This is a genomic window from Gracilibacillus sp. HCP3S3_G5_2 (genome assembly GCF_052063305.1).
GTDB lineage: Bacteria > Bacillota > Bacilli > Bacillales > Amphibacillaceae > Gracilibacillus.
The window spans coordinates 122,624-141,807 of the sequence record NZ_JBQHXU010000004.1 but is presented as its reverse complement, the minus strand read 5'-3'; the positions used below and the strand labels follow the sequence as shown (position 1 = coordinate 141,807).

The window sequence follows — 19,184 nt, the reverse complement described above, 5'->3', positions numbered from 1 at the left end:
ATAAAACTTGTTGACAAATGTAAAGACGAGTGTTAATTTAGTAAGTAATAACAAAGTGAATAAAAGCGAAGTAATTATATCGATCATTTATCTTGTACGAACAAGGTGGAAGGATAAAACTTCGCTTTATTGTTTGAACAATATGAAAGCGATTACCATTTTTGCTGGTTCCAAAACTTTTTAGGGGGTAAAATAATGAATAAGAAAAGTTTGCTAGCTATTTTGTTTGGGATTTTCGTAATGTTGTTGTTAGTAGCATGTGGTGGTGGAGATGATGCTTCATCAGAAGCGGAAGAAGTGACGACAGTTGGTGAAGACATTGAAAATGCAACAGAACTTTCTTTATGGGTCTTTGCCTCACAGCATGTAGATTTTTATGAAGATGCTGCAGAGAATTGGAATGAAGAAAACCCTGATAACCCAATTCAATTAACAGTTGAGACGTATCCATACGACCAAATGCATAACAATCTTTTATTAGCACTTCAATCTGGAAGTGGTGCTCCAGATATTGCGGATATAGAAATTGGTCGTTTTCCTAACTTTTTAGAAGGGGAGCCCCAATTATTATCAATGAATGAATATGTAGAGCCAGTAATGGATGAATTTGTGGAATCACGTTTTGAAATCTATTCTAAAGATGGTGAATATTATGGTATGCCAACCCATGTAGGTGCATCTGTTATGTACTATAACAAAGAAATCATGGATGAAGCGGGCGTAGATATTGATTCAATTGAAACATGGGAAGATTTTATGGCAGCTGGGGAAGAAGTAGTAGCAAATACAGATGCAATGATGTTCAACTCGTTTCCAGGAGACTATTTACCATACTTTCAAATGGTGTCGCAACAAAAATCAGATTTTATTGATGAAAATGATAATATTACGATAAACCGTCAGGAAAATATTGATGCTTTACAATTGCTTGTAGACATGCAAGAAGCGGGGATTGCAGAAGTAGCACCTGGAGCAGAGCCTCATGCAGAAGAGTATTACTCCTACATGAACGATGGGGGTGCAGCAGCTATCAGTATGCCGATCTGGTATATGGGTCGTTTCACCGACAGTATGCCTGATTTAGAAGGTAAGATGGTAGTTCGTCCAATGCCGGTATTTAATGAAGGTGACAACCGTTCAGCTGGTATGGGTGGTACCGGTACTGTAGTTACCAACCAAAGTGAGAATCCTGAGCTTGCTCAAGAATTCTTAGCTTATGCAAAATTATCGGAAGAAGGTAATATTAAGCTTTGGACAATTCTAGGGTTTGACCCAATTCGCCATAGTGTATGGGATCATCCAGATGTATTAGAAGACAACAAATATTTCCAATACTTTGGCGATGATATCTTTGATACCTTAACAGAGATTCAAGATGAAATTGCTGCAACTAACGTTTCGCAATATACACCAGACGTTGCAACAGAGCTAAACACTAATACGTTGAATAATGTATTACGTGATGGTTCTCAAACACCAGAGGAAGCGTTAAACGCAGCACAAGAAGTAGTAGAATCACAAGCAACAGAATAAATTATAAGAATGGCTATTCCAAAAGGGATAGCCACTTTTTTTATTAGTACACAAAAACGATAAACTACAGTAACCTCTTGGTGAATTTGCCCTCTCCTATTCGACTGATAAAGGAGCGGGTAAAGGCTTCGCGTCATGCTTTTTCTCATAAGAATAAGTGAATCATGTGTAGATCGGTTCTTTTTTTATTGCGCATAGTGAATAGATTAGGATAAAATGCAAGATAAGGATTGGAAACGGAGGAGTAGACATGACGAGGACTTTATATTTTGACTGTTTTTCTGGAATAAGCGGAGATATGACGATTGCAGCACTACTCGATACCGGAGTTTCTTTCGAGTGGTTCAGCAAGCAGCTCAAAGCCTTAGGCTTAGAAAAAGAATATCAATTAAAATTAGAGAAAATAGTAAAGAATGGTATCAATAGTAATAAGTTTGATGTAGTTTATGAGAAAGAACATCACCATGAACATAGTCACCATCATGGGTACGCTCATCATCATAGACATTATCAAGACATTGTCAAACTGATTGAAGGAAGCGAGCTAGCCAAGCCTGTCAAAAAAATGTCTTTAGAAATGTTTCGAGTAATAGGTGAGGCAGAGGCGAAAATCCATGGTGTAAACTTGGATAACGTCCATTTTCATGAAGTTGGTGCCATAGATTCGATTATTGATATCATAGGTACTGCCATTCTTATCGAAGAGTTACAGATAGATCGGATTGTCTCTTCTTCTTTGCCTGTCGGATCTGGCCATATACATATTGATCACGGCGTTTATCCCGTACCAGCTCCTGCAACATTAGAAGTATTAAAAGGTGTTCCATTAAAAGAAAGCGCTATAAAAGGAGAGTTAACAACTCCTACAGGAGCAGCCATCATCAAGACATTAGCAATGGAGTTCTCGGAGATGCCAAACATCATAGTGGATAAAATTGGCTATGGTGCTGGTACGAAAACATTTAAAAATCACCCTAATGTACTAAGAGTGATCATCGGAGAATCGGGACGTTAATCATACCTAAAGAAGAGGCTGTGACAACTGAAATTTATAAGCACAAAAATCCAAACGATTATGAACTGCACCCTGTCAAATAGACCTTGAAATCGTTTGGATTTTCCTATTTAGTAGGAACATACTCCGCACTAACTTAAGTTGCTTCGTCGTAATTTTTAGAGGCTTTAGTTGCGTAACAATCGCTCCGGCTGTCCACTTTCCTTTTCACGGGTCTCTTGCCCCTGAGAAAGCGAAACGATCAGCCAGAGCGGATGCTTTGCACTCGATATCATAAAACATAAATTAGTGAAACTATCCCTATATTGCGCAATAATCCTTATTGCATCGTTTGTATTTGGATGTTAAGAAAATAGGTTATGCCTCATCTCTTTAGGCCTCTTTACTTTTATACTGTGCACGATATTTCCCCGGAGTTATTTCTTCCATTTTTCTAAAGGAACGGATAAAATTCTGAGAATTATTATACTGTAGCCTTTCAGCTATTTCCTTCACAGACATATTAGTTGTTGTCAACCATTCCTTAGCCTTGTTTAGACGATAACGAAGTAAATATTCACTAAAAGAATACCCAGCTTCTTTTTGAAAAATACTACTTAAATAGTTTGGATTATAATGTAACTCGGCAGCAATTAAATCAAGTGAAATATCTTTATCAAAATTTTCATGAATAATTCGAATCATTTTATCAGAGATTTTCTTATTTTTCGAATCATCCTTGGCATCAATACTATCGATAAGAGGGATGATAAGTTGATCACTGACCCATTCATGAATGGCTTCAATGGAATTCAAGTTCTGATAATAGGTAATCATTTCGGTAGATTGAAACCCATCCACATTTGCGCCAAGCAATTCCTTTAACTCATATAATTCATATAGAAACCTTGATAAAATAATTTCTAGTTGTGGATGGTGAATATCATGGCGCTCAACATATTCAAAGAACTTGGCAAGCTCGGATAATGCATGGTCTTTATCACTTAACTTAATGCCATCAAATATTTTATTTTTAATTGCTGTCGGATAAGGTGCAACAGTAGAATAGCGTCTATTAAGGTTTTGATAGAAAATGATCGAAGATGCCCCCATTTTCAGGCGATACTTTAATGCCTCTTTACTTTCTTTAAAAGCTGCATGTGCCTCTTCTAATTGATCGAAACGGTTACTGATACCAATACTGACAGACAGGTGAAACAGCTCCATGACTTTGTTTTGGATAAACTTTACCTTCTGATTAATGGTATGTGTATAATCTGCTTCACTGTCACACTCCGTTATAATAATGGTCGATTGCGTATCATTAATAACTACTGGCGTAAATCGTTCCTCTTCTGGGATAAGATCCTCAATTAAATTGTTAATGGCAAACAAAAGGAGATCCTGATCATTTTTATTGAACTTTTTTTGATCGATTTCATCTAATTTTAAAGAAAAGACCGTAAGATCTGTCCAATGTTGATGATAGTTAAAGGATTTTATCTTTAGCGGAATTTCGCTATTCGTTACCTTACCTTGTAATAATCGGATCATAAACAAGTGTTTTAGCTGTGTAACTTGACTTTGCACCCTTTTTTCAAGCAAATGGTTTTGGTTTAAAAGCTTTTTAATATGTGTCTCAATTAGATCAAATTCATTTGTTGCATTACCTTCAATGGAAGGATCTATCACACTTCTTAATTTTTTAACAGGTTTATACAAAATTTTACTGCCAATAAAGGCAAAGCATAATGAGATAATTAGCAATATCATAACTATTAATGCCGTTAACCAACCGATAGAAATTGATTTCATATGCAAGTCAGTTAATTTAACTAATGAAAGATACGTCCAGTCATTATATTGTGAAGTTTGATAAGAAACTTTAAAATCAATTCCATTAATTTGATATTCAAATTGACCTTCTAGCTTATTACGGTCAATCATATGGAATAAACTGTTCGGGACATAACCATCTTCCCCTGTGTATTCAGTATTACTATGAGCAATTGTCTGATTATTTTCATCTAATACTATAAATGATTCACTCTCATTGCTTTGTGCCAGGATTTTATTTAATTCACAAGTTGGGACAATAACGGAAATTAGACCATCAGGTTGAGTTGACAGCATTGGTAATTTTTTTACTAAATTTATATAGTGTGAGCAGGACTTTTTCGTTGCATTCGGTATTTGTATTTGACTTGCTTCTTCCAATAGCCAGACAGACTTTCCAGATAAGGTTAAATAATTGGTATTTATTTGTTCATAAGTTTGGTTATCAAGGTGTACTAACCCATCATTATTAATCAGCCACCGATTATCGAAACTAACTAAAATGACATCCTCAATACCAGTGTCGATTGTTTGTAAATGATTTAAATCCTTTCTTAACTTATTAAAATCACTAAAAGATTTGCCATCCATGTCTGACCTAAGAAATTCTTTGGTCTGCGCAGAGCGTACAAAGTATGTCGTAGATAAATCAATGTATCTAAGTACTTGTTCGACATTTGTTTGTATTTGATAAATGTTTTGTTTCTTTTCGTCAATAGAATAGTCCACAATTGCTTTCGATGATTGCCAAAAAGATAAACTACCAGTAATGATAACGGGAACCGTACTTAAAATAACTAAAAACGCAATCAGTTTAAAATAATGTTGAGTAGATAATTTTTTCATAGCTATACTTCCTTAATTGTATATTTTTATAGCTTTATAGAGCTAGGAAGTCCTTAAATTTATTTCCCCCAGTTGTTTTTGTTGTTTCTTAAGCAGCTGACTAAAACCGATATGAATGATAAACATGGATACGTAAGCGCTAACACTAAAGCTAAAAAAAAGCGTAATGCCAGGAAATTTTAAAGAAACAAAATAAATTCCGGCTAATATAGTAATGGTACATATGGAGTAGTGCAGGTTTACAGCTCCAATTGATACGGCATAACGAATATATTGCCAAAAGTGAAGTTGGTAGTGCACATATACCGGGGCAATATACATTACCAACATAACATAAAGAAACGCTGCAATAACGAAGATACCGAGAAGTATAGGGTAAAAACTAGTATCATTCATAAGTCCTGTATATTTGAGAAAGACAGATAGAAAATAACCAATAATGTAAATCACCAAGCCTAATAAATTTGCACGCAGGAAATTACTTTTATATTCTTTGAAAAAGGTTTCAAAAACAGGTATGTCATATTCTTTTAAAACCCATTTGCGGACGACAGCAAACATAGCGATTGTAGCTGGCATAAAACCAAACAAAATTAATCCTATTAAGGTAAAAGCTATCCAAAGCATATTTAACCATGCAAACCGGGTAACCCATACACTCATACGATAAAAACCGCCCCATAATCCTGAAAGTTCGACCATAATAATCACCTAATTCTGTAAATTAAATGCTACTATAAATAGGATACCTCTTTCTTTATTTTCCGTAAATAGCATTTATGAAGCGCTTTCAAGTCATAATCATCTTATAAGGGGGTATAAACCCATATCATACAAGGGATTTCTAAACAGTAATCGAATAAAATAATCATTTTTTAATATTATTATTTCCCTAACTAAAAAATGATTATTTTAAGAAAAAATACCTAATTGTTTTCTTTGTTGGTAAGCGTTTTCAATAGCTGTGAAAAAGTGATTATATACAAATGCATCAGGGTTTCATACTATATAAATTGTACACAGCGATCCATCGTTGTACGAGAAAAATTATTCTGGAGGGTGGTTAATTTGAGTAGTTGGAAAAAGCTAATGGGCATCATGTTGCTACTATTAATTGTATTATTAGCTGCATGTAGTAGTAGTGATAGTACGACAGAAGGTGGTGACAATAATGCTGCTGATGACTCTTCTGTAGAAGATACAACGGATACAGAAGGAGATGAAGATTCGGATGAGCCGTTTTCATTCACCATCATGGCAAACTTACACACACCAGAAGTACCTAATGAGAAGGTATTAGAAAGAATTGAGGAAGCAACTAATACGGAGATTGAAATTCAATGGGTACCAGATAATAACTATGAAGACCGCTTAAATACTGCATTTGCAACTAATTCCTTACCTGAGGCAGTATTTTTGAAAAACCAAGCAACATTCATTCAGTTCCGTGACGCAATGGAAGATGAACAGTTCTGGGAAGTTGGTCAATACTTAGATCAGTTCGAGAATTTATCTAAACTAAAAGATAATGTACTTGATAATACGCGAATAAATGGCAATTTATACACATTATATCAAGGACGTCCATTATCAAGACAAGGTATTATCTATCGTAAAGATTGGGCGGATAATCTTGGATTAGAAGCTCCAACTACAACAGATGAATTTATGGAGATGGCAAGAGCATTTACAGAGGATGACCCTGATGGTAATGGGGAAAATGATACCTTTGGTGTTACAGATCGTAGTGACTTAATTTATGGTGCTTTCAAAACAGTAGCTTCCTGGTTCGGTACACCGAATGAATGGGGCGAGAAAGATGGGCAGCTGTTACCAGAGTTTATGTTCGATGAATATAAAGAAACGATGGAATTCTTTAGAGAAATGCATGAAAACGGATACATTAATCAAGACTTTCCTGTAACAAGTAAAACAGATCAGCAAGAATTCTTTGTAAACGGTACTGCAGGTATATATGTAGGTTCAATGGGTGATGTTAACAGTCTTTATAATGATGCAGTAGCAATTAATCCAGATGTAGAATTAGATGTGCATAACTATGTGGAAGGTCCACACGGGGAATTTGGTATTTGGGCAATCCCAGGTTATGGTAGTTTAATGATGTTCCCGAAAAGCTCTGTTGAAACAGAAGAACAGTTGCTGAAATTATTAGGCTTCTTTGATCAATTAATGACACCGGAAGTAATGAACTATGCTTATTGGGGTATTGAAGGGGAGCATTATGAAGTAGTTGAAGATAGTGCACTGCCGACAGAGGATCAATCATTATTTGATCGAGAAGTAAAACCTTATCAGGCTATTGAAATAGGTGAACCGGAAACAAATGGCCGCTATGAAGGGTATTTCGATTATGAACCTAAAGCGAAGTCTGAAGAATTATTCAAAGAAAATGAAAACTATTTAATTGAAAATCCAGCAGTACCACTTTATTCTGAAACATTTGTAAATGATGGTGCTAGACTACAAGAAATTATTACAGATGCAACTTATAATTATATTCTGGGACAGCTTGATGAACAAGGATTTGATGATGCAGTAGAAAATTGGAAATCTCAAGGCGGAGATGCCATTATCGAAGAATTTAATGCATCAGAATGATAGTTGTAAACGGGCTCTTAAAATAAATCATTTTAAGGGCCCGTCCCACATCTGTATGGTTGTATGAGAAGGAGATGATCATTATGTTATGTTAGTTGCTTGTTTTCAACAAAAAAGAAACAGGAAAAGCTATTCTGCAACATTACTGGCAACTCGTAAGATAATGATTATTTACGTTATACAATCTATAACGTAGGATTTTGTTAAGGCAAAAATGATAATCGAATTTGAAAAGAAAGGATTCTGCTTATGGAAACAACGACACTATCTGCTAAAGAAGAAGCAAAACAAATCAAGAGAATAAAACGTTCCGAAGTATGGCGAAGAGTCAAACGGAATAAAATGATTTATTTGATGATTCTCCCGGGATTAATTTACTTTCTCATTTATAAATATTTACCGATGTATGGGTTAATCATCTCCTTTCAGGATTATAAGCCGTACCTTGGAATTATGGGAAGTGAATGGGTTGGGTTCGAGCATTTTAACCGGTTGTTTACAAGCCAGGAATTCTGGATGATCTTTAAAAATACGTTGATTTTGTTTGGACTACAAATATTTATATTTTTTCCGATTCCGATCATTATTTCACTTATGCTGAATGAAGTAAGGCATAGCTTTTTCAAACGCGGTGTGCAGACTTTGATCTATATCCCGCACTTTATGTCATGGGTTGTAATTGTATCGATCACTTATGTAATGCTGACATTAGATGGCGGTATTGTAAACGCTGTCTTAGAAGCGATGGGCTTTCAAAAGATTAATTTCCTTTTAAATGAAAATTGGTTCAGGCCGATGTACATTTTACAAGTTATCTGGCGGGAAGCCGGATGGGGAACGATTATCTTTTTGGCAGCGATCACAGCAGTAGACCCGCAGTTATATGAAGCTGCAAGAATGGATGGTGCCAACCGTTTCCGTCAAATGTGGCACATTACTTTACCAGCGATCCGTAACGTTATTATTGTCCTCTTGATTTTAAAAATAGGAGATGTTTTAGAGTTAGGTTTTGAACATGTCTATTTATTACTTAACTCCTCTAACCGTAATGTCGCTGAAATTTTTGATACGTATGTATATGTTGCCGGTCTGCAGCAAGGTCAATTCAGTTACAGTACTGCAGTAGGTTTCTTTAAAGGAGCTGTAGGGCTTGTTATGGTGGTCTTTGCTAACTGGTTAGCGAAGAAGTTCAATGAAGAAGGTATTTATTAAGGGGATATGTATACGAAGAGATCCAGATCGGACACTTTGATTTTTATTCCATATAGACAACAATAGGTGAGGTGAAAAAATGGCACAACAACGAATTTCTGCAGGCAGCAGGGTTTTTGATTTTTTTAATTATTTCTTGTTAGCGCTTTTAGCGATAATTACCGTACTTCCTTTTATTCATGTAGTAGGGAGTTCTTTTGCAACAAGCGCGGAAATTGCCAGAACAAAATTTCTACTATTTCCAACAGAATTTTCCTTACAAGCATATCGATATATATTCTCCACTGATACAATTTTCAGAGCGTTAGGTGTATCGGTGATTGTGACAGTAGGTGGGACACTATGGAGTATGTTCTTTTCCACCTTAACAGCATATGGACTTTCAAGAAGGGATCTGGTAGGAAGACGTGTAATTAATTTTTTAATTGTCTTTACCTTACTATTTAACGGTGGGATGATCCCGACATTTTTAGTCGTTCAACAAACAGGGTTACTAGATTCCTTATGGTCCTTAGTTGTTCCGGTTACGATTAATGCATTCAATATGATTATTTTGCGTAGTTTCTTTATGAATCTGCCACAAGGTTTGGAAGAGTCAGCTAAAATCGATGGGGCAAATGATTTTAGTATACTGTTTCGCATTATTATCCCTATTTCATTACCAGCAATTGCGACGATTTCCTTATTCTATGCAGTAACCTACTGGAATACGTATATGCATGCAATTCTTTACCTAGCAGATGCGGATAAATGGCCAGTTCAGGTATTGTTACGGCAAATTGTCGTATTAGCAAGTGGAATGAATTACGATGCCGAGGCGTATTCGGATGTTCCGCCTCCAGAGGTAACAGTAAAAATGGCGACGATTGTAGTTGCTACTGTTCCGGTACTTTTAGTGTACCCATTCTTGCAAAAATATTTTGCGAAAGGAGCGCTGTTAGGATCAGTAAAAGGCTAATTTCTTTCAAGAGGTGTATTTTATGACAAATGCAAACTGGCGTGAAGTAGCAAGTGACAGGTTGGATCGTTTATTTGATGGGGTATTTTCCTGGTTATCAGGACAATTTGATCCATATACAGGAGGGTTTTATTACGCTAGAAGCTCTGTGCTCGATGATCGGTTTGCACCGGACATCGAGTCCACCTCCCAAGCCATCAATATTCTACAGAGGCATCAGCTTTTAGAAAAAATGCCGCAAACAATCAAAAAGAAAATGGTTGCTTTTTTTCAAATGAGACAGGATGCTGCCACCGGCTATTTCTATGATGACGATACTAATATGAAAAAAGATGAAGTAATGGTGCACCGAGCACTTCATTATGCACAGAACAGCCTTAAGCGATTAGGAGAGGAACCATTGTATTCCTTACCAATAGAGAAAAAAGTAGCTCCAGAATACACAAAATCATTATCCTCGTACCGGGAAAAGTGGGACAGCATTGACCTGTGCAACAGCTGGAGGGGCTGTGATTTGCTTGCTTCGTCTACCGTATATTTTGCACAAATGGATGACGTAACACAACAAAAATATGTCAAGGCTTTCACTGCTTATTTAGCTGAAAAGCAGGATCCGGAAACGGGCCTATGGGGCGAGGGTACACTGTATGTTCGTATATCAGGCACCTTTAAATTGCATACCTTTTACAGGAGATACCAAATCCCGATACCAAATCAGGAGCGTATCTACCAGACAATTCTCGAATGCTTAAGGACAGAAGAAGCGGTAGATATGTGCTATATTCGCAATCCGATTGACCTATTAAGTTATATCAAACCGGATATTTCTGATGCTGAACTAAAGGAAATATCCGAGATATCCATTAACAACATGGAAAGGTTAAAGCAGAAGGACGGTGCCTTTTCAAGAGAAATGGCTCATTCACCAAAAGCGCCAAATGTTGCCCAAGTGAAACAAGGGGAATATTATCCGAACATGCCTGAAGCGATTGAACTCGGACTTGGTCTTAAAGAAGGTGATATGAATGCTACGACACAAGCAACACTCATTCGGCAACAGCTTCATCAACTCTGGCAAAAACAACCGAATCTTATCCCGATAAACTTCTGGGAAGCGTGGTCAGAGGGGAAAATCAGCGAACAGAAAGAAGTGTAAAGCTTGATTCGATCAATGAAACTAGACAAGGAAAAGCGTTTGTCTTCACACGCAGTCAATATATTAATTAATCATGCGATTTTTCAGTTCGGCGGATCATTATCGATTATTTTTGTCAATTTATACTTATGGAGACTGACCAATAGTTTATGGGTGAATGGTATTTACAATCTAGTTGCCATTCTTTCGCAAGCCGCAACAACATTTTTTATTGGGAAAATGTCCAAGAAAAAAGGCAGAACAACAATATATCGTTACGGGATATTGATGACTGCTATTTTTTATTTGCTTATCGTTATTGTGCAGGAAGAAATTGTCCATTATTTTTATTTATTTGCATTGCTGCGTGGGATAGCTCAAGGGCTCTATTGGGTAGCCTATTTTACGATTGTTCATGAAGTCTCATCAGATCAAAACCGTCACCGCTATTTAGGCTGGAACCAGATAGTGATGGGCTCGACCAATCTAATTGCACCAGCACTCGCTGGGTTTATTATCGGCTTGTCCGCAGGGTTATCCGGTTACCTGATTGTTTTTTCTATCGCTTTTTTGATGTTTTTGATGGCAACGATCGGTAGTTTCCGTATTAAGAAGGAATCGATTCGTCACCGGAACTATTACATGAAATATTTAGGTCAGATTATGGAACGCAAAAAAGCGTTTCGGCATGCTTTAACGGGATGGTTTATTATCGGTTTTCCTCAGGGGATTCTCATGTATATTCCGCCAATTCTGATATATAGCATCTTTGAGGATGAGGGTGTAGTAGGTTACTTGAATGCCAGTTTTTTAGCTGTCTCGATACTGGCAAGTTATATTATTTCCAGGTTTGCCGATATTGAACAAACTAAAAAATACTTATGGATCGCAGCAATAGGTTTCTTCATCTCAGCAACTTTCTTAGCCTGGGAGATAGCGATTTGGAGTGTGATTTTGTTTATGATCACGCAAAATATGTTTAAACCATTACAAGCGAATGCATATGCAGCATATTACTATCAATGGATTGATCGCCTTCCACTCGGCTCGGAGTTTCGAGTTGAATCGGTCGTCCTGAGAGAAACGATTATCAATGTTGGTCGCGGGTTAGGGATTGTCGTGTTTATGTTTTTTGCGAGTGGAATTGATACGAGTACGGTTGCCTATGTCATTATGTTAACGATGGCAATTCAGCTCATTTTACCGATGATCATAAAATTAAAGGGGGAGTCATAATGGCTGTTAACCAGTGGGAACAGGCAGAACCAGGAGTTACACGAAAAATACATGAGCCAGGAGATCAGTTAATGATGATGGAAGTTTTATTTGAAGAAGGGGCAGAAGGTTCCGCACATAGTCATCCACATGAACAATTAACCTATTGTTTAGAAGGAAAGCTAGCTTTTCATATTGATGGAAAGGAAATCATAGTGGAAGAGGGGAATTCGCTCCATATCCCGTCTAATGCTATACATGGAGTGAAGGCATTGACAAAAAGTAAACTGTTAGATGTATTCACCCCATTAAGAGAAGATTTATTAGATTAGGGGTGAATAACATGACTTTATTCAATGTCAAAGAATATCAAGTTCAAGGAAACAATGACAGTACACAGGCGATTCAGCAGGCGATTGATGATTGTGAAAAAGCGGGCGGTGGTACTATCTATATTCCAGCTGGAACCTATTATACAGGGCCGTTTGCTTTAAAGAGTAACATGACCTTGTATCTTGATGCTGGTGCAGAACTATCCTTTACTGATGATTTTGAGCGCTATCCAGTGGTGAAAACCCGTTGGTCTGGTTATGTTTGCCATGGCTTTATGCCACTAATCTTTGGTGACAATATAACAAATGTAGCAATTAAAGGTGACGGCATAATCAACGGGAACGGCAGGGCTTGGTGGCAGGTGAACAAGCAATTAAGAAAAGGTGAACATTATCAATCTCCTAAGACAAAGGAGATTGCTGAAGCAAATAAAACATTTACTGAACCGGCTGATACTAATTTGGTAGAGTGGCCGTCCCAATTTTTGCGGCCACCTCTCATTCAATTTTTCGAAGCTGATCATGTCACCATCTCAGGAGTTACCGTGAAAAATTCACCGTTTTGGAATACCCATCTTGTTTTTTGTAATAATGTTTCGATTGAGAATGTAACATTCCAGAACCCGTCAGATACGCCGAATGGTGATGGATTGGATATTGATTCCTGTCAGAATGTCAGAGTTGCAAATTGTCATTTTGATGTTGGAGATGATTGTGTCGTTTTGAAGTCAGGGATTAACCAAGACGGTCGTTATTATGGAGTGCCAACTAAAAATGTCACTGTAACCAATTGTACGATGCATCATGGACATGGCGGTGTCGTATTTGGTAGTGAGAATTCCGGCGGGATTGAAAATATTACGGTATCTAATTGTATATTTGACGGGACAGATCGTGGAATCCGAATCAAAACGAATCGGGAGCGTGGAAGCTACATTCGCAATATCTTAGTCCATAACATTATGATGGATAACGTTCTTTGTCCAATAGCAATTAATTCGTTTTACCGTCATGGCGTAAGTAAAAGCAATCCGGAACTACTAGATGCTACTCCTGTCCCTGTAACAGAAAAAACCCCTATAGTGGAGCAAATTACTATTAGTCATATTACGGCAAGAAACTGTCGGGCAGCAGCAGGTTTTATCTATGGGTTACCAGAAATGCCAGTAAGAAAGATTAAGGTAGAGCATGTCACACTGGAAATGACTCTAGACGAAACGATTCCTGGCGGAGAACCTGATATGGTTCGTGAAGTAATTGAAATGGCTGGTGAAGGTATTTTGGCAAAATATGTTGAGGATGTACGTTTCCACCATGTAGAAGTGAAGGCCAGAAAAGGGCCAGCTCTTCAATTAGATCATGCCAAGCGAATTAAGATTGAGGAATTAATCTCCACTAATCAACATGAACAAGAACCACTTCTTGTCTATAAGGATACAGAAGAACTGCATATTACCGGAGACGATAATTATCTACAAAAAGCAGGTGAAATATAATGAAAACATTTAAAAACCCAATTATACCCGGATTTTACCCAGACCCTTCGATTTGTCGTGTAGGAGAAGATTATTACCTCGTTACCTCAAGCTTTGAATATTTTCCGGGTGTCCCGATTTTTCACAGTAAAGACCTTGTCAACTGGAAGCAAATCGGTCATGTGCTAGATCGTCCAGAGCAGCTTAATTTAGATCAAACACCCAATTCAAGAGGTATCTATGCACCAACGATTCGTTATCATGATGGTGTGTTTTACATGATTACCACCTTTGTGGTGAGTAAAACAGGGGCAAGACGTAATTTTTATGTAACAGCTACCGATCCAGCAGGGCCATGGTCAAATCCTAACTGGTTAGAGGATGCACCAGGGATTGATCCATCCTTACTATTTGATGACGATGGTAAAGTCTATTACACCGGTAATCGAAAGCCACCATCAGGCCCAAAGTATAAAAAACATAATGAAATTTGGTTACAAGAACTAGATTTAGAGAAAAAGCAGTTAGTTGGACCGAAATACAGCTTATGGGATGGTGCATTAAAAAATGCTCATGCACAAGAGGCACCACATTTATATAAAATTAATGGCTGGTATTACTTAATCATAGCAGAAGGCGGAACAGGTCATACACATGCAGTCACGATCGCTAGAAGTAAAGAGGTTACAGGGCCATATGAGATGACAGAAACCAATCCGATTTTAACCCATCGCCATTTAGGTAACAATCATCCGATTGTAAATGTCGGGCATGCTGACATTGTGGAAACACAGCATGGTGATTGGTGGATGGTTGCGTTAGCATCAAGGCCATATGGCGGTTATTATCGCAATCTTGGGCGTGAAACCTTTCTAGTACCATTTATATGGGAAGACGGTTGGCCGATTGTTAACCCTGGAAAAGGCATCATCGAACCAGAGATGGCATTTCCTAGTCTCCCAGAGTATAAATGGCCAGCATTACCACATTCCGATTCATTTGAGGCAGAGCAGCTGGACTATCGTTGGAATTTTTTACGAACGCCTCGTGGCGAATTTTGGTCACTTACCGAACGTCCTGGTTATTTACGGTTGAAAGCGAAACCAGAAACAATCATGGAAGAAGAAAACCCTGCTTTTATTGGTAGAAGACAGCAGCATATCAATTTCTTCGCTCAGACAGTGATGGAGTTTGAACCGAAAACAGAACATGAAAGTGCCGGCCTGGTTTTGTTACAAAATCATCACTTTCAATTCCGTGTAGAAGTGTTTTTAGAAGGGGATCAAACGTTCATACGTTTAATTAGACGAGAAGCAGGTGAGGATGAAGCCCTTGTGAAACAACAAGTGGATAAAGATAAGCTGTATTTAAAAGTAGAAGCTTATGGCCAAGACTATTCATTCTTTTATACAACCAAGCCTTTTAATTGGCGAATTTTAGCGGAAAATGTTGATGGCAGAATTTTAAGTACAGACGTTGCTGATGGGTTTGTCGGAGCATATATCGGAATGTATTGTTCCGGAAATGGAAAAGCAACATCCAATCATGCTGACTTTGATTGGTTTGAATATCACGGACTAGAGGAGTGAGAAAGTTGCCAGTAAAACAATTATCAGCCTTGGATTGGGCGAAAAAAGCATGTGATACATTAATGGCTCAGTATGAACCAGTGAAATTACCACCAGCAGATCGTTGGCATTACCATCAAGGCGTGTTTCTGTGTGGCATGCAGGATATATATAAATACACTGGGGAAGAAAAGTATTTTAATTATTATAAGGAATATGTAGATAAATTAGTAGATGAAGAAGGTAATTTTTATTTTGCCAGAAGCGAATTAGATGCGATTCAACCTGGTCTTTTACTATTACCGTTATATGAGAAAACAAAGGATAAACGTTATAAAATTGCTGCTTCCAAGCTAAGAAATCTCTTAAATACATTAAATAAAACAAAAGAAGGTGGTTTCTGGCATAAGGATAAATATCCTTATCAAATGTGGCTCGATGGTTTATATATGGCAGGTCCGTTTACGATTCGCTATGGCCAGCTGTTTAACGAGCCAGAGCTAACCGATTTAGTGATGGAACAGGAGCGGTTAATGCGCAAGAACACAAAGAAAGAAAATGGTCTTTACTACCATGGATATGACGAAAGTAAACAAACATCTTGGGCAACTGAGAAAGGCCATGCACCGGAAGTGTGGGGGCGGGCATTAGGCTGGTATGCAATGGTAACCACTAATTTTATTGAAATGCTGGAGGACGATCATCCAAAACGAGCAGAATTAAAGCAAGTTGTTCAAGAGCTAATTGATGCGTTAATAACATACCAGGATGAGGAAACTGGGCTATGGTATCAGGTAGTCGATAAAAAGGATTACCCTGACAATTATTTAGAAAGTTCTTGCTCTTGTTTATTCACCTATTTGATTGCCAAAGCGGTCAACATGGGGTATATCGATTCATCTTATCGTGCTAAAGCAGAGAAAGCTTATCAAGGTCTGATCGATCATAAAGTCAACGTAGATGCTGACGGTCGTTTCCAATTAAAAGATATTTGCATCGGTACTTCCATTGGCACCTATGATTATTATGTCCATCGTGAGACAAGTACGAACGATTTGCACGGTGTTGGTGCTTTTGTACTTGCCAGTGTACAACTAGAGATCGGAAAAGAGGGCAACTGATGCCAACACAGTTATTTTTAGCTGGAGATTCAACAATGGCAATATTCGAAGCAGATAGATATCCACAGATGGGTTGGGGACAAACGCTCAGCTATTATTTCACCGACGAGATAATAGTACGTAATTATGCTGCATCAGGTCGAAGTACAAAATCTTTTATCACAGAAGGTCGCTGGGCTGCAATCGAACAGGAGTTTCAAAGAGACGATTATGTACTGATTCAGTTTGGTCATAATGATCAAAAGCGAGATGAAGAACGGGCAACAAAGCCTTTTACGAGTTACCAGGATAATCTACGTTTCTTTATTCGGCGTGCAAGAGTTTTTGGAGTTATCCCTATCTTATTAACTTCGATAGCGCGCAGACATTTTGATGAAAAGGGTCATTTAGAAGAAACACATGGTGATTATCCACAGGCTGTCAGGGAGCTTGCTCGAAAAGAAGGTGTCGATTGTGTGGATATGCTTACTCTTACTAGAGAAGCGTTACAAGCACAAGGAGCTGAGCAATCCAAAAAGTGGTTTATGAGGTTGCAACCGGGCGAGTATGCAGCATATCCTGATGGACAAGAGGACGATACTCATCTACATGAACGAGGAGCACATCAGCATTGCCGGTTATTTGTAAAAGAGTTAATTCGTTTAAAACATCCTTTAGCTGCACATGTACAACGAAATGAGGTGAATCAGTGAAGAAATTAGATGTATTACAGAATCTGGCACAACAGAAGGTAGTTGCAGTTATCCGGACCGAATCAATCGAGCAAGCTATAAAAGTTGCCGATGCCTGTATTGCAGGTGGCATGAAGCAAATTGAGTTAACCTACTCTATACCAAACGTTGAACATGCTATTGCACGATTGCGAGCAGATTATCTAGATGATAAGGAGGTAACCATTGGCGCGGGTACCGTATTAGATGTGTACACGGCAAGAGAAGCTATCTTTGCAGGTGCATCATTTATTGTCGGACCTTCGTTTGACTTGGAGACTGCCAAACTATGTAACTTGTATCAAGTTCCATATTTCCCAGGCTGTTTAACCGTTACAGAGGTGAAAGAAGCAATGGAAGTAGGAGTAGATATTGTTAAGATCTTCCCCGGAAGCAATATAAGTCCAAGTTTTATCAAAGCGGTTCACGGCCCTCTTCCTCAAGCGAACATGATGCCAACAGGTGGTGTCAGTTTAGACAATATCCAGGAATGGCTGAGAAATGGTGCGGTAGCAGTTGGGGTTGGTGGTAATCTGGTAGCCCCTGCTAAAGAAGGAAACTATCAGAAAATTACGGAACTGGCGAAGGAATACATGACAAGGTCAAGAGAGGTAAGTGTATGAGAGTCTTAACTTTTGGTGAAATGCTTATGCGATTAACAACAGATCCAGCGAGCAGTCTACACCAAGCTAATCACTTTGATTTTTATTATGGTGGCGCAGAAGCAAATGTCGCTGTTTCGTTGGCAAACCTGGGCATCACCACTAGATACATGACAAAAGTACCGGAAAATAATATTGGTAAGGCATGTGCAAGGTATCTACAGGCAAATGGTGTAGAAGCAGATGCGCTTATCTATGGCGGTGACCGATTAGGAATCTATTTTGTCGAAGCAGGGATAGGAAACCGTACAAGTCAAGTAACCTATGATCGTAAGTTTTCTAGTTTTGCGACTATCAGGTCTGATGAAATAGATTGGGATCATCTGTTAGAAGAGGTGGATGTGTTTCATACAACAGGAATTACACTCGCATTATCGAAAGAGCTACAAGTGATAACACAAGAAGCAATGGAGAAAGCCCGTGATAGAGGGATTAAGGTTAGCTTTGATTTTAACTACCGGTCCAAGCTTTGGTCGCTAGAGCAAGCAAGTGGCGTGATCCAGGAGATCCTGCCTTTTGTGGATATTGCCTTTTGTAATGATCTAGATGCCCTTCATCTATTAGGCCTTGAACAGCAAGATGATTTAACAGCGTATTATCTAAACATCCAGCATAAATATCCAAATATTGTGTTGTTAGCATCTACAACGAGGAATGTAGAATCAGCATCCAAGCATTTCTTGCTAGGAAACTTGTTTATGAAAGGTTGTTTAGCGCGGTCAATCGAATATGAGATCGATCCTGTAGTGGATCGTATTGGTGGGGGGGATGCCTATGCAGCAGGGGTCATCTATGGATATCTAAATAATTGGTCAGCGGAAAATACTGTCTCCTTCGCAACTGCAAATGCTGTGCTCAAGCATACAATTAGAGGAGATGGCAATCTGTTTTCTGCTGAGGAAGTGGAACAATTCCGTACAAGTATAAATCAGGAAATTAACAGATAACGATTACAAGGAGGAATGGAA

At 38.1% G+C, this 19,184-nt stretch carries 16 protein-coding genes; 14 read left to right on the top strand and 2 right to left on the bottom strand.

Annotation, left to right across the window (positions count from 1 at the left end; translation table 11 throughout):
* Positions 1-195: 195 nt before the first annotated feature.
* Both ACTNEP_RS07760 and larC read left to right on the top strand, forming a co-directional pair.
* Positions 196-1,533, top strand: a complete 1,338-nt coding sequence (locus tag ACTNEP_RS07760; RefSeq protein ID WP_441161252.1) for an ABC transporter substrate-binding protein — start codon at positions 196-198, stop codon at positions 1,531-1,533.
* A 250-nt stretch (positions 1,534-1,783) separates the two neighbouring features.
* Positions 1,784-2,548, top strand: a complete 765-nt coding sequence (gene larC / locus ACTNEP_RS07755; protein WP_441161251.1) for a nickel pincer cofactor biosynthesis protein LarC — start codon at positions 1,784-1,786, stop codon at positions 2,546-2,548.
* 372 nt (positions 2,549-2,920) lie between these two features.
* On the opposite strand, the gene ACTNEP_RS07750 is transcribed toward larC, so the two are convergent.
* Both ACTNEP_RS07750 and ACTNEP_RS07745 read right to left on the bottom strand, forming a co-directional pair.
* Positions 2,921-5,209 carry an AraC family transcriptional regulator gene (locus tag ACTNEP_RS07750; RefSeq protein ID WP_441161250.1) on the bottom strand — a complete coding sequence of 763 codons (2,289 nt, stop codon included), beginning with the start codon at positions 5,207-5,209 and terminating at the stop codon, positions 2,921-2,923.
* A gap of 42 nt (positions 5,210-5,251) precedes the next feature.
* Positions 5,252-5,872, bottom strand: a complete 621-nt coding sequence (locus tag ACTNEP_RS07745) for a YesL family protein (RefSeq protein WP_441161249.1) — start codon at positions 5,870-5,872, stop codon at positions 5,252-5,254.
* 405 nt (positions 5,873-6,277) lie between these two features.
* Between ACTNEP_RS07745 and ACTNEP_RS07740 the strand changes: the two genes are divergently transcribed.
* The 12 genes from ACTNEP_RS07740 (at position 6,278) to ACTNEP_RS07685 (ending at position 19,163) form a co-directional block, all read left to right on the top strand.
* Complete coding sequence (locus ACTNEP_RS07740; protein WP_441161248.1) at positions 6,278-7,828, top strand: extracellular solute-binding protein; 1,551 nt, start codon at positions 6,278-6,280, stop codon at positions 7,826-7,828.
* 249 nt (positions 7,829-8,077) lie between these two features.
* Positions 8,078-9,040, top strand: a complete 963-nt coding sequence (locus ACTNEP_RS07735) for an ABC transporter permease (protein ID WP_441161247.1) — start codon at positions 8,078-8,080, stop codon at positions 9,038-9,040.
* Positions 9,041-9,119: 79 nt separating this feature from the next.
* Positions 9,120-9,998: a carbohydrate ABC transporter permease gene (locus tag ACTNEP_RS07730; protein ID WP_441161246.1), complete on the top strand. Its 879-nt coding sequence runs from the start codon at positions 9,120-9,122 to the stop codon at positions 9,996-9,998.
* A gap of 22 nt (positions 9,999-10,020) precedes the next feature.
* The gene (locus ACTNEP_RS07725; protein WP_441161245.1) at positions 10,021-11,154 is read left to right on the top strand and encodes a hypothetical protein; all 1,134 of its coding nucleotides are present in this window, start codon (positions 10,021-10,023) and stop codon (positions 11,152-11,154) included.
* A 3-nt stretch (positions 11,155-11,157) separates the two neighbouring features.
* Entirely contained in the window at positions 11,158-12,369 is a 1,212-nt protein-coding gene (locus tag ACTNEP_RS07720) for an MFS transporter (protein WP_441161244.1), read from the top strand.
* The gene (locus ACTNEP_RS07715; protein WP_441161243.1) at positions 12,369-12,680 is read left to right on the top strand and encodes a cupin domain-containing protein; all 312 of its coding nucleotides are present in this window, start codon (positions 12,369-12,371) and stop codon (positions 12,678-12,680) included. Before ACTNEP_RS07720 ends, ACTNEP_RS07715 begins: the two co-directional genes overlap by 1 nt.
* Positions 12,681-12,691: 11 nt before the next feature.
* Entirely contained in the window at positions 12,692-14,176 is a 1,485-nt protein-coding gene (locus tag ACTNEP_RS07710; protein WP_441161242.1) for a glycoside hydrolase family 28 protein, read from the top strand.
* A complete protein-coding gene (locus ACTNEP_RS07705) occupies positions 14,176-15,744 on the top strand; it encodes a glycoside hydrolase family 43 protein (RefSeq protein ID WP_441161241.1) in 1,569 nt (522 codons plus the stop codon). The genes ACTNEP_RS07710 and ACTNEP_RS07705 overlap by 1 nt, the downstream gene beginning before the upstream one ends.
* Before the next feature lie 5 nt (positions 15,745-15,749).
* A complete protein-coding gene (locus ACTNEP_RS07700) occupies positions 15,750-16,844 on the top strand; it encodes a glycoside hydrolase family 88/105 protein (RefSeq protein ID WP_441161240.1) in 1,095 nt (364 codons plus the stop codon).
* Entirely contained in the window at positions 16,844-17,536 is a 693-nt protein-coding gene (locus ACTNEP_RS07695; RefSeq protein ID WP_441161238.1) for a rhamnogalacturonan acetylesterase, read from the top strand. Before ACTNEP_RS07700 ends, ACTNEP_RS07695 begins: the two co-directional genes overlap by 1 nt.
* Positions 17,533-18,177 carry a bifunctional 2-keto-4-hydroxyglutarate aldolase/2-keto-3-deoxy-6-phosphogluconate aldolase gene (locus tag ACTNEP_RS07690; protein ID WP_441161237.1) on the top strand — a complete coding sequence of 215 codons (645 nt, stop codon included), beginning with the start codon at positions 17,533-17,535 and terminating at the stop codon, positions 18,175-18,177. The genes ACTNEP_RS07695 and ACTNEP_RS07690 overlap by 4 nt, the downstream gene beginning before the upstream one ends.
* On the top strand, positions 18,174-19,163 hold the full coding sequence (locus tag ACTNEP_RS07685; protein WP_441161236.1) for a PfkB family carbohydrate kinase: 990 nt from the start codon (positions 18,174-18,176) through the stop codon (positions 19,161-19,163). Before ACTNEP_RS07690 ends, ACTNEP_RS07685 begins: the two co-directional genes overlap by 4 nt.
* Positions 19,164-19,184 lie beyond the last annotated feature (21 nt).